16 protein-coding genes, 1 tRNA gene and 1 rRNA gene are annotated in these 14,522 nt (G+C 38.0%); 8 read left to right on the top strand and 10 right to left on the bottom strand.

Going from position 1 to position 14,522, the window contains the following annotated elements; all coding sequences use genetic code 11:
* From N0O92_RS21485 to comGA, 3 genes are all read right to left on the bottom strand, one after another.
* A 16S ribosomal RNA gene (locus N0O92_RS21485) occupies nt 1-106 on the bottom strand; the annotation flags it as partial.
* A 419-nt stretch (nt 107-525) separates the two neighbouring features.
* Nucleotides 526-1,572, bottom strand: a complete 1,047-nt coding sequence (comGB, locus tag N0O92_RS21480) for a competence type IV pilus assembly protein ComGB (RefSeq protein ID WP_315616840.1) — start codon at nt 1,570-1,572, stop codon at nt 526-528.
* Nucleotides 1,556-2,605: a competence type IV pilus ATPase ComGA gene (gene comGA / locus N0O92_RS21475; RefSeq protein WP_315616839.1), complete on the bottom strand. Its 1,050-nt coding sequence runs from the start codon at nt 2,603-2,605 to the stop codon at nt 1,556-1,558. The genes comGB and comGA overlap by 17 nt, the downstream gene beginning before the upstream one ends.
* A 181-nt stretch (nt 2,606-2,786) precedes the next feature.
* On the opposite strand from comGA, the gene N0O92_RS21470 reads away from it, so the two are divergent.
* A tRNA-Gln gene (locus N0O92_RS21470) sits at nt 2,787-2,858 on the top strand.
* Nucleotides 2,859-2,994: 136 nt separating this feature from the next.
* Complete coding sequence (gene mscL, locus N0O92_RS21465) at nt 2,995-3,495, top strand: large conductance mechanosensitive channel protein MscL (protein ID WP_315616844.1); 501 nt, start codon at nt 2,995-2,997, stop codon at nt 3,493-3,495.
* Here mscL and N0O92_RS21460 read toward each other — a convergent pair.
* The 3 genes from N0O92_RS21460 to N0O92_RS21450 are packed head-to-tail and all read right to left on the bottom strand — an operon-like array spanning nt 3,487 to nt 4,872.
* Entirely contained in the window at nt 3,487-3,774 is a 288-nt protein-coding gene (locus N0O92_RS21460; protein WP_315616837.1) for an HNH endonuclease, read from the bottom strand. The genes mscL and N0O92_RS21460 overlap by 9 nt on opposite strands.
* Nucleotide 3,775: 1 nt before the next feature.
* Nucleotides 3,776-4,681: an MBL fold metallo-hydrolase gene (locus tag N0O92_RS21455; RefSeq protein WP_315616834.1), complete on the bottom strand. Its 906-nt coding sequence runs from the start codon at nt 4,679-4,681 to the stop codon at nt 3,776-3,778.
* A complete protein-coding gene (locus tag N0O92_RS21450; RefSeq protein ID WP_315616832.1) occupies nt 4,678-4,872 on the bottom strand; it encodes a hypothetical protein in 195 nt (64 codons plus the stop codon). The genes N0O92_RS21455 and N0O92_RS21450 overlap by 4 nt, the downstream gene beginning before the upstream one ends.
* 125 nt (nt 4,873-4,997) lie before the next feature.
* Here N0O92_RS21450 and N0O92_RS21445 point away from each other — a divergent pair, with 125 nt between their 5' ends.
* Nucleotides 4,998-7,334, top strand: coding sequence for an ATP-dependent helicase (locus N0O92_RS21445; RefSeq protein ID WP_315616831.1), 2,337 nt, complete (start codon nt 4,998-5,000; stop codon nt 7,332-7,334).
* A gap of 14 nt (nt 7,335-7,348) precedes the next feature.
* On the top strand, nt 7,349-7,999 hold the full coding sequence (locus N0O92_RS21440) for an HD domain-containing protein (protein WP_315616829.1): 651 nt from the start codon (nt 7,349-7,351) through the stop codon (nt 7,997-7,999).
* 61 nt (nt 8,000-8,060) lie between these two features.
* On the opposite strand, the gene N0O92_RS21435 is transcribed toward N0O92_RS21440, so the two are convergent.
* Complete coding sequence (locus N0O92_RS21435) at nt 8,061-8,480, bottom strand: hypothetical protein (protein WP_315616828.1); 420 nt, start codon at nt 8,478-8,480, stop codon at nt 8,061-8,063.
* A 184-nt stretch (nt 8,481-8,664) separates the two neighbouring features.
* On the opposite strand from N0O92_RS21435, the gene N0O92_RS21430 reads away from it, so the two are divergent.
* Both N0O92_RS21430 and N0O92_RS21425 read left to right on the top strand, forming a co-directional pair.
* Complete coding sequence (locus tag N0O92_RS21430; protein ID WP_315616827.1) at nt 8,665-9,030, top strand: hypothetical protein; 366 nt, start codon at nt 8,665-8,667, stop codon at nt 9,028-9,030.
* 146 nt (nt 9,031-9,176) lie between these two features.
* Nucleotides 9,177-9,542, top strand: a complete 366-nt coding sequence (locus N0O92_RS21425; protein WP_315616825.1) for a hypothetical protein — start codon at nt 9,177-9,179, stop codon at nt 9,540-9,542.
* Nucleotides 9,543-9,581: 39 nt separating this feature from the next.
* Here N0O92_RS21425 and fabI read toward each other — a convergent pair whose 3' ends face one another.
* The 3 genes from fabI to N0O92_RS21410 all read right to left on the bottom strand — a co-directional run bounded on the left by fabI (nt 9,582) and on the right by N0O92_RS21410 (nt 13,057).
* Entirely contained in the window at nt 9,582-10,364 is a 783-nt protein-coding gene (gene fabI / locus N0O92_RS21420) for an enoyl-ACP reductase FabI (protein WP_315616823.1), read from the bottom strand.
* Between the two features lie 92 nt (nt 10,365-10,456).
* Nucleotides 10,457-10,606: a hypothetical protein gene (locus N0O92_RS21415; protein WP_315616821.1), complete on the bottom strand. Its 150-nt coding sequence runs from the start codon at nt 10,604-10,606 to the stop codon at nt 10,457-10,459.
* 387 nt (nt 10,607-10,993) lie between these two features.
* On the bottom strand, nt 10,994-13,057 hold the full coding sequence (locus N0O92_RS21410; protein WP_315616819.1) for a cation:proton antiporter: 2,064 nt from the start codon (nt 13,055-13,057) through the stop codon (nt 10,994-10,996).
* Between the two features lie 232 nt (nt 13,058-13,289).
* Here N0O92_RS21410 and prpE point away from each other — a divergent pair, with 232 nt between their 5' ends.
* Both prpE and N0O92_RS21400 read left to right on the top strand, forming a co-directional pair.
* Entirely contained in the window at nt 13,290-14,030 is a 741-nt protein-coding gene (prpE, locus tag N0O92_RS21405; RefSeq protein ID WP_315616817.1) for a bis(5'-nucleosyl)-tetraphosphatase PrpE, read from the top strand.
* A 21-nt stretch (nt 14,031-14,051) separates the two neighbouring features.
* Entirely contained in the window at nt 14,052-14,483 is a 432-nt protein-coding gene (locus N0O92_RS21400; protein WP_315616815.1) for a putative periplasmic lipoprotein, read from the top strand.
* Nucleotides 14,484-14,522 lie beyond the last annotated feature (39 nt).

Raw genomic sequence — 14,522 nt, 5'->3', positions numbered from 1 at the left:
CCGCCGCTAACGTCATAAGAGCAAGCTCTTAATCAGTCCGCTCGACTTGCATGTATTAGGCACGCCGCCAGCGTTCGTCCTGAGCCAGGATCAAACTCTCCATAAAAGTGTTTGATTAGCTCAATTTAGCATTACGCTAGCAATGCAATAAATTAAGGATGAAATTTGCCCTATCGGGTAAATTTCTAATTGGGATTTTCTCGAAAATCCCTGAGATATCATGTATCTCTTTTCGCTTGGCTTTTGTTCAGTTTTCAAAGAACTGTTTTTCACAGCAACTTTTACATGGTAACACATCTTCAAAAGAGATGTCAAATACTTTTTATAAGTTGTTTGCCGCGTCATCAGCGACGATTAATAATATATCACGTTTAGATAAAAAGATGCAAGCTTTTTCTAAAAAAATTTCAAACCTGAGCTCAAGGTTACAAAATTAGTTTGTTTTCATCAATTTGCACAACAGTAAAGATGACTGCTGAATACAAGAACACTTCCTCTACCACCAGCAGCATCTTTACAAGACATTTATATTCCACCCACCATTTGAAATAGCGGCAACATCGTCACAAGAAATAATATAAAGACAAACCCTCCCACTATAATAAAAAGAATAGGTTGAATCAGATGCAAGATCTTTTGAATCGAATCTTCTAGCTCTAGATAAAGAATATCGCTATATTGCTCTAAATCACTACCTAAATACCCAGTTCTTTCTCCATTATCTATAACAAAAGATATTTCAGCTCTTAAGTAATTTTTTGTTTTGACTATTTCCTGAAAAGTGAGCCCTTCCTGAAGTTCATAAGAAATCTGCACACATTCTTGTTGTAAAAAAGGCAAATAATCCTGAGTTTGAAATTGTTTTAATGATTGTTGTAAAGACATACCTGCTCTCATTAATCTTCCCAGCTGTAGGGCAAAGAAATACGTAATAACTGTCTTGACGTAATGTTGAACATATGGAATGGCAACTAATGCATTGGTTCTTTCAGAAGGAGTCAACTTATTCACTTTTAAATAGAAGTACACAAAAAAGAGTACAAACAAAATACAAGCAATAATAAGCAGATAAGGTAGATGATAAAGGAAAGACAAGAACCATTTTGTTAGTAGTGGAGGAGGAGTGTTCATTAGGAGGAAATAGGAGCGAAAGTGCGGGAGAACAAACTGAAACATCAATAGTAAAACCAATCCACAGAAAAATAATAAAGCAATAGGATAACGTAATAACTTCATTAGTTCAGCAATCGTATTCTCTCTCTGAAGTAGCAAAAAACCTGCATGGCTAAAACCTTTTTCTAAATCGCCTTGGTGCTCATAAAAATAAAAAAACGATTTTATACTTGTTGGAATATCCAATGAACGAAATGACTCATGAACAGAATGACCTTCTTGTAAATGACGAATAACTAACTCAAATTGTTCTCTTGTTGTTTTTTTAGTATGAAGCAAAATAAAGTTGAGGGCTACTTCAAGTGGGTAACCTTGCTCAAGTAACCGCCCAATCCGTATAAATGATTTCGCAACTTCCTTGTAATGTTGTTTATTTTTTTCCTTAAAAAGGTCTAACAAATCTTAACACCTCTTCCTCCTCAATATATCCTAGGGACCAGGCTTTTTTCGCCTCTTGTAAAAATGAATCATTTTTGCCTCTTACACCACATAGCATCTGTTCTAATTTCCCTCCTATCGCAAATTCATAGAGCGCCGCTCTCGACATAAGACGCACTCTCGAACAAACTGGCATACAACTACCAGTACAATATGGACATTTCGTTTTAAGAAGCCGTTGCGATAGAATCATTTTGCAACATTGTGATAAATCAAGCTGAGAAACACCAAATTCCCTTAACCTCATTAATGCAGAAAAACAGTTATCGGCATGAACTGTGGCTAATACGAGATGGCCAGTTAAAGCAGCTCTTACCGCAATTTTTGCCGTTTCTTCATCACGGATTTCACCAAGCAAAATAACGTCTGGATCATGTCTTAATGATGCTTTTAATGCTGAATCAAATGTCATTCCTGTCTTTGAATTCACTTCCACTTGTATCGCTTTAGGAATGTTACGCTCTACTGGATCTTCAATTGTAATAACCGCTTTCTCTTTTTTGTGTAAAATATGCTCGATAATGGAATAAAGCGTAGTGGTCTTCCCTGACCCCGTTGGTCCTGAAACCAAGCAAAGCCCGTGGGACAGTTTTGTAATTGTTTCTAGAGTCTTCACTTGAGTTCGTAGAATTGATAAGGAAGAAAATGATTGTAAAGAAAAATCGGGGAGAATTCGAATAGCTAAACTTTCCTTATTTTTGGATGGTAATGTAGATAATCTAAGAGAGTATGTGGTCGAGGTGCTTACTTGATAGGTCATTGAAGAACTTTGAGGTTTACGTCTTTCGCCAATATCCATTCCTGATCGATATTTGAAGTGACTAATTAATCGCTCAGATAGCTTCATAGGCATTTGACGCCACATTTGTAGATCCCCATTATAACGATACATAAGTAGAAAGTGTTCTTCTTGCGGAATAAAGTGAAGGTCTGTCATTTTTCTTCGAATAGCTTCGTTTATCATTTGCTTACTATAAAGCTCAACTTCATACAAACGTATTCCCTCCTTTTTTTATTATGGTAAGATTCTACCCCAGGAAGGAATTCTCCTTTTTTTTGAATAAAATTATCTCTACCGTACAACCTATTAGTGGAGTCGGAGTAACGAAAGGGGATTTCATACAATATATTTACCCGTATAAAAACCATTTCACTGTTTATACTATAACTGTCGATGGGCTATAGCCAAGCGGTAAGGCAACGGACTTTGACTCCGTCATGCGTAGGTTCGAATCCTGCTAGCCCAGTCCCACAAGAATCAAGTGCATTCGCTTGATTCTTTTTTTGCTATCATAATTCTCATATTCCCTTGCATATGGTTGATACTAGACAACCCTAAAAGGTACGCTTTGTTCCTTATTAAAAGTAGGTGATAAATTGAGGATTTTTAGTGAGTTTAAAGAATTTGCTGTAAGGGGAAATGTCATAGACATGAGTATTGGGGTAATCATCGGTACAACCTTCGCTAAGATCGTTGAATCGTTAGTTGATGATATTATAATGCCTCCGTTTGGCTTCGTGTTCGGACAAGTTGATTTCTCTAATATGTATATTAATTTATCGAATCAGCATTTTGATACGTTTGCTGAAGCCCAAGAGGCTGGTGTCCCCATGCTCAATTATGGGATGTTTTTAAATCATGCTGTTCATTTTATGCTCATTGCCTTTGTCCTCTTTTTAGTTGTGAGGCAAATCAATCGAATAAGACGACCACAAGAAGACCCACTTTTGAATATGAAAACGAAAAACTGCCCTCATTGCTGTCAGTCCATTGCCTTTAAAGCGACGAGATGTCCAAACTGCACTTCTGAACTCGAAGACTTTCGCAGCACTGTGAAGCAACGACCAACGTACGTACGCATTCAAAAGAAATCCTCATCTTAATTTTGACTTTCTTGTTTTTATTAGTACTTTTGGTGGTTGTTTTTGAATCCACTTAATAAATTTTTTGAGTTGCTCGTCATCCCTTAGCCTTTCTATTGTCATTAGTCGTAATGCAAGTTCTTTGTTCGTATAAAGCGCATGAATTTGCTTATGGCAAGGTATACACAATTCAACTGTTGGAAGGTGAGAACCGCCTTCCTCTTTTGGAGTCAAGTGATGGACAGTGAGTTCAACCTCGTCACGGTCACACATTTGACAACGCCCCACTCTTTTTTTCATCTTAGTCTTTATCTCCTTGTTTAACCCATATCTTGTTTTCCTTCATATAGAATTCAATTTTTCCTTCTTTCACTAACTCGGTGACATAGGCAAGCAAAGCTGTTCGATTTAGTACATACATCGATAGTTGATTCAGTATGATCCCTCGTTTGTTAAACACATTTTGCAATAAATCATCTTGAGCGATACATCCATCGGCATTTACGCACTCCCGTATGTCTTGTAATATCTCGTTATGATGCCGAACATTTTCTCTCACGGTCTTTTTGTAATCCTCTTCATAGTACCCATGACCTGGAACAGCTCCTGCAACGGGTAAATGAAGTAACTTCTCAAACGATTGTTTTGCTGTTAGCCCATCCACTAGAAAAGGAATGGCATGTTTCTTTAACGTTTCAACACTAACATAACTATCAGCAGCATAAAGTATTTGATCAAATTGTAAACCAAATTGGTTGTAACTATGTCCTGGGAGAGCATGCAAGTAGACGTTGAATCCATCCATTTGCATCTCTCCATGTTCACAGGTCACATCCACCTTGATTGATGGTCCCTCCAAAAATTTATTACGTAAACTTGATAGTGGTTCGTTCCCTTGGAACAACGATATAGGTTCTAACCTTGGATTTCTCAAAATCGATTCCTCAAACACAGGAGCAAACGTTTTAAGATGAGGAATATGTTTTTGTAAGTAAGCAGCACCCCCAAAGTGATCTGTATGGGCATGAGTAATAAAAAGAGTCGTAATCGGCTTCCCTTTTTCTTTCAGTTGTTTTAACACTTTTTTCGCTGTACTATCATCTATACCAGCATCGATCAGTAGACCTTTATCCTTTTTTTCAATATATCCTATATTCACCGCACCAGAAAAATAACTGCACTCGTCTGTTATCTTTATCCACTTCAAGACGTTCGTCTCCCTTCTCCTTCTTCCCGTTCTCGTCTTACTTGAACAAAACCAATGAACAGAAAGTTTAAACCTATCAAGGCTGCAATAAATGGACCAAATAAGAATTCACCACGACTTAACAAACCAGTCAGAAAAAAAGCGACAGCCGTTATCGTGACTATACACCCTAAAACAAAAAATGAAATCAATTCTCTTCCCCCTTCCCATTCGTTTTTTTTGTAGCTAATTCCTTTTTTATCTTATAAAAAAGACACACAGGTACGACAAAATTTGCTACGATAGGACAAGATCTAATTTTGAGAGGAGACTAGTTATGCAAGTGGCTTATCATAACGACACAGTTATTCATATTCCTAGCTATGAGCGAGAAAAATGGCAACAATTGTATATGGCTAGTATTCGACAAGAGGTCACTTGTATACATTGTCATTCGCCATTAAAGATGGAAGTAAGTATCGACACTCCCCCATCATTCATTCACTTACACCCAAAAAAAGAATGTCTTGATACAGCTATACTTATGGAGAAGAAATTCATACAAACGAAAGAACAAGAATTGGAAGCATCCCATATAAAGGGGGATTCCGCGTTCCAACTTCCACAACGAAGAGCCATAACAGAGAATTCCTCATCTGATTCGACTGTTCTCTGGAAAGAACCCGAAGAAGTAAAGGCCATACCCACATTTGAGCAAAAAAAATCTCTTCCTTCACAACATTATTCAGGATATAGAGAAACACTCACACAAAATGGCATTTTTCTTGACGATAATCAATGGAGAGCTGTTCAATCAACAGAAGGACCTCTTCTGATCCTCGCTGGTGCCGGTAGTGGAAAAACGCGTGTACTAACAACTCGCACTGCATACATGTTAACAGAACTCAATTATTCTCCAAAAGAAATGATTTTAGTAACCTTTACAGCAAAAGCAGCGAAAGAAATGAAAGAACGGATGGGTCTTTATCCTGGTATTGACTCAAGAACCATGGGTCAATTAATGATCGGGACCTTTCATAGTATCTTTTATAAGATGCTGATGCACCATGAACCGGAACAATGGTCACCTCATCGTCTGCTAAATCAAGACTGGCAAAGACAAGCAATGGTTAAAGAGGCAAGTCGCGAGATTGATATTGATGAGAAAGAATTTGCATTTGACCAAGCATTAACGCAAATAAGTTGGTGGAAAAATCACCTACTCACTCCCGACCAAGTGACACCAAAAGACGTTTGGGAAGAACGCGTTGCTTATTTATATAAGCGTTATGAGCAAATGCGAACCCAAAAACAGTTATTCGATTTTGATGATATGTTACTTGGCCTATATGATTTATTAACACATAATCCTAATCTCCTGAAACGTTATCAACAACGTTTTGCTTACGTTTCCGTAGATGAGTTTCAAGATATTAATAAAGTTCAAGTTGAACTGATTACAATGCTTTCTGATCGAACAAAAAATTTATGTGTTGTAGGTGATGACGATCAGTCGATCTATGCATTTCGAGGCAGCGATCCATCCTATATTCTTACTTTTAAAGAACGGTACCCAGAGACAAGAATGGTTGTTTTAGATGAGAATTATCGTTCCACTCATGAAATCGTATCTTCTGCTAATAATGTAATTGCAACCAACCGCACTCGTTATACCAAACAGTTGCTTGCACAACATTCATCAAATCATGCTCCCCTTCTTTTTTATCCTTATGATGAAGAGGAAGAAGCAACGATGATTATGACTGATATCAAAAAACAAATCGAAGCTGGAGCAAAGCCTTCAGACTTTGCTATTTTATTTCGCACAAACAGTTCAGCTAGAGCACTTGTAGAGAGATTCATTTCATCAAGTATTCCGTTTCAATTGGAAGCCGATGGTGAATCATTTTATCGTCGTAAAGCCATTAAAAAGATCTTGGCTTACCTTCGCCTATCGCAAAACCCTGACGATTCCAACGCCCTACAAGATTTAGTAAGCGCCTTGTTCTTAAAGCAACAAGCGACTAGTGACATAAAAGCAGCAAGCATCTCGAATGATTGTACCTATGTAGAAGCCTTAGCTCATTTACAAGGACTACAACCATTTCAAATGAAAAAGTTATCAGAGCTTCCAAATAAATTTAAACAATTGAACAAGAAAACGCCAATAGAGGCTATTGAGTTTATCGAGCAGGAAATGGGCTTTAATGAATATGTAAAGAAACAAGGAAATGAAGGCAATAAAATGGAGCGAGGATCTGATGATGTAAGAGATTTAAAAGTAATGGCAAGGCATCATTCATCCATTTTTGATTTTTTACAGTACATTGATCATATGACAATCAAATATGAAGAGATTCGTTCTCAAAAAAACGTGAATAACGCAACACAGTTATTAACGATACATCGAGCAAAAGGGTTAGAGTATAAATATGTGTATATACTTGGCTGCGTGGAAGGTGGCTTGCCTCATGACTATGCATTAGATGCTTGGCGAGAAGGAGATGACAAACCTCTCGAGGAAGAACGGCGTCTCATGTACGTTGCAATGACTCGCGCAGAAGAAAGCTTAAAAATGTCAGTTCCTATCATGAGAAGAGGAAAAAAAGCTTTTCGTTCTCGTTTTGTAAGAGAAGTTCAACGAGTTGCTCCAAAGCAAACACTTAAAATATAAAAGGAGTAAGAACAATGAATGCCACAGAAATGATTGCAGAAACGAGACAATGGGTTAAGGATCAGCTTCTACAAGAGAAAACAGGCCATGATTGGTATCATATAAGACGAGTAACGGATCAAGCTATTGAAATCGCGCGAATAGAAGGTGCCGATGAGTTAATTGTTACACTAGCGGCCCTTACGCATGATTTAATTGACGACAAAGTTGTGGAAAGTGAAGCTGAAGGGTTAAAGAATGTTCTTGATTGGTTAATTAAGATTGGAACAACCGAAGAACAACGTCAACATATTGTTGCTATTATTACGACGATGTCTTATAAAGGTGGAACAAATCAACCTGTGACTACTTTAGAAGCACAAGTTGTTCAAGATGCAGACCGGCTAGATGCGTTAGGAGCGATTGGAGTAGCTCGAACCTTTGTTTATGCAGGAAGCAAAGGAGATCCAATGTATGATCCAACACTATCTGTTAGAGAAACTCTCACGCTCGATGAATATCGGAATGGACAGTCTAGCGCCATCGGGCATTTCTATGAGAAATTATTAAAGCTTAAAGATTTAATGAATACAGAAGAAGGAAAAAAGCGCGCTCACGAACGCCATCAATTTTTAAAGAACTTTCTAGATCAATTCTTACTAGAATGGGGTCAAGATTCTAAATAGAATCTTGATTTCTTTCCCCCTAGCTACCAATAGGTAGATAGGGGGCTTTTAAAATACAGGCTTATTTTCTCAAAACAGATGTAATCTCTTCTATTAAAAGTTCAATTGGATCTGATTCTTCTTTATTTAATTGAAATACAACTTTCCCTGAATCCATATTGACAATCTGCCCTTCAAAACTCTCTTCTTTCACCTTCAGAATAATTTTATTCTCTTTTTTTCTTTTGTTGCTATAACTTAACTTATCTATGATAGACATCGCTTCAAAACCTTCACGAGTCAACACCTCATCCTCGCTTTGTTCGTTACCAATTTCATTTATCATCTCTTCAAAATTTGGATCGAATCTATATTCTAACGTGGTATCTACGTTACTTTCACTAGCTTTTCCTAATGGCTCATTAGCTCGTTGATAAGCAAATTCTTGTTCATTAAGTTTTATTTCCATCTCTTTGCGTTGATAAATATAAAGTAAAGGCATGTTCCTCTTCCCCATCATGCTGCTCACCTCTTATAATTTTTACTTATTTAACTATACATGCAACTGTTGAAAAGTATGATACATCTTTTTTATTCGAATATCATGATTAATTGAGGAAAAGCCACATATGTATAAGAGGACATGTTACTACACGTGCGAGAAAAAATAATAAGAGGTGAGAAAAATGGAGCAAACAGATCAACAGTTAAAAAAAGCTCTTCTAAAATTAGAAGAGGCGCTAAATCACTATGAAGACCTACTAGCAACAGTTGAAGAAACATCTGAAAGTAGGAACAGCAATCTACTATCAATCAGATCGTTAAAAGTACGAATTAGTGAGAAACAGAGGATGCTTGATCCTTCAACCCAATTTGAAGATATCACTGAAAACAATATTGAGCAATTTACATCACGTATTCCCTCTGGTCACGATGTTACGTTGTTTTATAAAAGAAGCCCTTTTCAAACGTCAATTGTTTATCACTCTGAACCAGTAAACCCTAAGCCTTGGCTCTCATATATAGTTTATAAACAAAAAGAGTTACTATAGTCACCAATCAATATTTTCCGGAGGTATCGTTACTAGCCTTCTCTTACTTAACGCCCATATTTTAAATATTCTAATCAGACATTCACCTACTAAACGAATCCCCATATGATAAAGAGATAACATCACAGTAAGGGGAGTTGCTATTTATGTATGGTCCACAACAACCATCTGTTCAATTTTTACCACCAGTAGTTGTTACGCAATATATCAATCAATGGGTAACAACATCTATTCCAACCTATGGTGAAGTCACTGCCTATATAACAGACTATAACCGTAGAACGGGAATGGTATCGATGTTCATTTATAGAGCACCACGCTTCCAACCGCAATTTATTCAGGTTCATCATAGTGATTTAATTGGAATCGCACCATATTATGGCCCAATTCCGCCGAGACCAGGAAGACCACCTAGACCACCATTCACTCCTGGTTACCCGGGCCCAGGGTTTCCTGGTGGCGGCTTTTGGCCATGGATTTTTCACCAAGCAGGACTATACGGTCCTCGCTAAAAAATCAAAAAAGGCTGACCCAGTGTCAGCCTTTCTTTATTATGATAATGATAAGATATTGTACCCACTATCAACGTGTAGCATTTCACCAGTCATCCCACGCGATAAATCACTCATTAAGAACAAAGCTGTATCCCCAACCTCTTCTTGAGTTGTTGTACGACGAAGAGGTGCTCGTTCTTCAATTTCTTTTAACACATCGTTAAATCCACCAATTCCTTTTGCAGCTAACGTGCGAATTGGTCCTGCGGAAATAGCATTCACACGAATGTTGTCTTTTCCTAAATCATTTGCTAAATATTTAACACTCGCATCAAGAGACGCTTTTGCTACACCCATGACATTATAATTTCGAACGACTCTTTCTCCACCTAGATAAGTAAGGGTAACAATGCTTCCACCTTCAGTCATAAGTGTACGTGCTTCCTTAACAACGGCTGTTAATGAATAAGCACTGATGTTATGAGCTAGCAAAAATCCTTCACGAGTCGTATTTAGATATTCGCCTTCTAATTCATCTTTGTTTGCAAAAGCGATACAATGAGCAATACCGTGAATCGTCCCTACTTCATCTTTAATCTGAGAAAACGTCTTTTGAATTTCTTCATCACTAGAAATATCACAAGGAAGAATAAGATGATCATCTCGATCTAATGTGTCCATTAAAGAGCGAACATTTTTTTCTAGTCTTTCTCCTGCATAAGTAAAAATTAGTCTTGCTCCTGCATTCGCCAATGACTGCGCAATTCCCCAAGCGATACTTCTCTTATTTGCTACACCCATGACAACGTATGTACGTTCCTCTAAATTTAGTTGAATCATTTTTTCTCCTCCATTGTGAGTAGTTATTAATACCAAGTACTAATTATTGTACCACACGTATTCCACGTTAGATAGTTCAACATAAAATCTCTCTATCCCTTTTTTGTTTTTATATTCTTTTGCTCATAATCGCAACGATCACATCGATAAATGATATTCTGATTCGATTGAGCTGTTAATAAATTGGTTATCGGCTTCTGATCTTGGCAATTAGGACAGACTACCATTACATCTTCTCTCATTTCAAATCCTCCTGTTTTTTTACTCATTCTCGCCCAATACATTTCCAGACATTCCTCTTATCTAAACAAAAGGCTGTTTTCGCATACTTTGTTGTTTTTTTATGGAATACGTGGTCTCCTCATGTTCGTTCCATTGCGCTTCAGCCACTCGCACCCGCAAGGAGGTGCCGAGCCTCCTCGGCTACGCCAGAGGGGTCTCGCCCCTACCTCTGCATTCCCGCAGGAGTCGAGTGACTTCCGCTCCATTTCACTATGAGGAAAAACTATTTCATAGCAACAATCTTTACGAAAACATCGAAACAAAAAAAAGAAATTGCCGCATTGCTCATCAACATATGATACAAAAACGTATCACAAAGTGATGCAAGCTGCGACAATCTCTTTTTTCTATTCTTCGTACGAACTATTAGATAAAAATGTTTTTGGTAATGCAGTTCCTCTCGTTCCCCTTGTGTCTACCTCTTCGGATTCACGAGGATAAATTATTATAAAGCTTTTCGGGCCTGAATGAGCTAGCACTCGAGGTAGGCGTTCAAGTTGCGGATGCCATGCTACCGTTCCTCTTCTAGCACTAAACACAACCACCACATCATCTGCCCGAAGCAATGGTTTATAAGTATTGTGCCACTCATTCCAAGACTCTAGACTTGTGATCGTTACTTTTGCATCTGGCTTAACCTTTTTAAAACTCTCTTCATAGCTTTTAGGATTATCTTTGACTACAAAGCAAGCAATGCTAGCACCTAATTGATTCGCCATTTTTTTGACGACTTGAACGGCTTGATAGTAACCAGCTTTATGATCAAAACCAGATGGAATGATGATCACAATTCTCTTTGTTGTATTTAAAGGATGCCCAAGTATGGATACTAAGACCATTTGAGTCGTACGTTCAAGAAGCTGATCTAACACCCCACCAAAAATCTTTTGAGGAGTTGAAAGCTTTCCATTCCAACCAATGACTGCTGTTGTAATCCTCGACTCTTCCATTGCACGTATCATTCCAGAAGTAATATTCGTATCAACACGAGTAAGCATTTGTATAGGGACTTCTGCTCCAGCTGCATAAGTTACCGCGTGCCCTAAAAGCTTTTCTGCTTCGACTATTCTAGTTGAGGAGTCCTCTCTTCCACCTTGTGCAACCGAAAGAGTATAAAGCGGTTCAGGAGACTGTCCTCTAATGATGAAGGATAAATCCATTAACGACTCCATCGTATGTGGATTTGCTATAGGAACCATTACCCTTTCAGGAGCCGATGATGGTTCGTATGGTTTTTGTTCTTCCTTCATGGCAATGATTCTTGAGAATTTCTCAACCGTATAGGGCCCAATCATGCAAGTAACTAAAATCATGACAATAATGGCATTTACCGTTGCTTGATCAAATAACCCCAAATCAAAACCAACAAGCGTAGCTGCCAACGTCGCTGCAGCCTGCGGAATCGTTAATCCAAACATGAGCTTAATTTCTTCTCCTGTATAACGGTAGATCTTTCCGGCAAGCCAAGCAGCTGTGAACTTCCCTATCAAGACAAGAGACACAACGAGGACAGCCTTGGTCCATGCTGTAGGGTCTGATAGTAAAATTCGTAAGTCCATTAACATACCAACTGATAATAAAAAGAAAGGAATAAATAATGCATTTCCGGTAAATTTTATCCGATTCATTAAAGGACTTTGCTCAAAAATAAATCGGTTGAGAGCAAGCCCAGCTAAAAACGCCCCAATAATAGGTTCTAACCCTGCTACTGTTGCAAAGTAGGCAGTAACAAACAGTACTGTCAACACAAAGATAAATTCTAGCGTTCCTTCACTACTTAAAGTACGAAAGAAAAATTTCGCTGCTATTGGCACAATGATAAAAACCCCTGAAACATAAACAATAAGGGAAATGATCAGAATGAACCAAAAATCGGGCGTTAACTCCCCTTGTGTAGAGCCAGCCACAATTGCCAAAACAAGTAAGGCAAGAGTGTCCGTCATGATCGTTCCGCCAACAGAAGTAGTAACAGCCTTATTTTTAGCAATGCCTAAACGACTAGCTATCGGATAAGCTAATAACGTGTGTGAGCCAAGTAGAGAGCCTAAAAGAATGGAACCTGCGATACTATAACCGAGAATATACGCTCCAACCGTCCCAAGTATAAAAGGAATCGTAAACGACATCGTACCAAATGTTAAGCTTCGATTTCTATACTTTTTGAAACCATCTAAGTCAATCTCAAGACCCGCAATAAAAATAATATACAAAAGTCCGACTGTTCCAAGTAACACGATAGTCGGGTCTCTATCTAATAACCCAAGTCCATTTGGTCCTATAATGACCCCTGCAAAAATAAAGCCAATAATTCCGGGTACCCTAAGTTTTGCCATAATCAACGGGGCCACTAAAAATACAACCATAGCAATAGCAAATATAAGAACGGGATTCGTCACAGGTTGTGGCAACATTGATTATTCACTCCTTTATCTATTGATGATTTCTTCAATAGGTCCTATCCATATTAAAGAACGACTAGCAAGCATGTCAACGGTTATCCTTTTTGTAACCCTTTCCAAATAAAATTCATTCATTTTGTAAGAGTAGTATGAATTTTCCACCCGTTTATTGCTTTCGTTTAACTGGTTAAGCTATAGTTGATTCTATCTTTTTGTTTGAATACATCGTATAGGAGGGTATAAAATGAAATTAGACATCATCGGGGATATACATGGATGTTATGAAGAACTCATCTCACTTATAACTAAATTAGGCTATGAAAAGCAAGATACTTCCTATATTCACCCAAAGGGAAGAAAATTAGCATTTGTAGGTGACTTAACAGACCGTGGTCCTAACTCAATAGCGGTCATCAAAACCGTAGCAGAACTTGTTTTGAGCAATCATGCTTTCTATTGTCCAGGAAACCATTGCGATAAATTATACCGATACTTTTTAGGAAGGAAAGTTCAAATTACACACGGTTTAGAAACGACGGTTGAAGAATTAAAACAATTGTCAAAATCAGAGCACCAAAAGATTCGTCATCAATTCATGACTCTTGTTGAACAATCTCCTCTTTATCACGTCTTGGACCATAACAACCTCATCATTGCACATGCCGGTATTCGCAGCGATTTAATCGGTCAGACGAATAAAAAAGTAAAAACCTTTGTCCTATATGGTGATATAACAGGTGAGACGAACAAAGACGGCACTCCCGTACGTCGTGACTGGGCCCAAAAACATCAAGGTAAGGAATGGATCATTTACGGTCATACTCCTGTTCGGAAGCCCCGGTTTGTTCATCACTCCGTTAATATAGACACCGGCTGTGTATTTGGAGGAGCCTTAACTGCCTTGCAGTATCCTGAAATGACGTTTGTGCAAGTACCATCCAACCAACCTTATGTAGAAGAAAAATTTCGAACGTTCGATCATTAATGAAAGAGAAGTGTGAGTCTATTGAAAAAATTAATGTTTACCATTGTTTTATTCCTTTTATTAACAGCATGCGGTCCTGAAGTCGTAATAGAAATTGATCAAGAACAAACTCGGATCATTCATGATGAATCAATCGAGATGATCTCCCTTTATGTTCGTGTTGAGAACAAAGGGCAATTACCTGCCAATGAACTTTATGCACGTTTCCTCGTAACTGATTCATTTGTCCAAACGGCACTAGGAGATCAACAGGAAATCACCTTTACCGATTCTGATAACAATCCTGAGCAATTTCAGGTAAGCGGAAATTCTAGTTTTTTCTTTTCAGAAGTTTTTTCCCTTCAGGAAGAAGTAACGGATGAAGATTTACAAAATGCCATCACAGTTGAAATTTTTGATGGCAAAGGAGATGTGGTTGCTTCTCATACCATTGAGCAAGTTGTTCATGACTAAAAAGGCTGTAGCCAAGTTCCGAGGCTTTAGGAACTCGCT

Origin of the sequence: Alkalihalobacillus sp. MEB130, from assembly GCF_032335535.1 — a bacterium.
Lineage (GTDB): Bacteria > Bacillota > Bacilli > Bacillales > Bacillaceae_D > Halalkalibacter.
The sequence above is the reverse complement of the archived record's forward strand: the minus strand, read 5'-3'. Positions and strand labels throughout refer to the sequence as shown.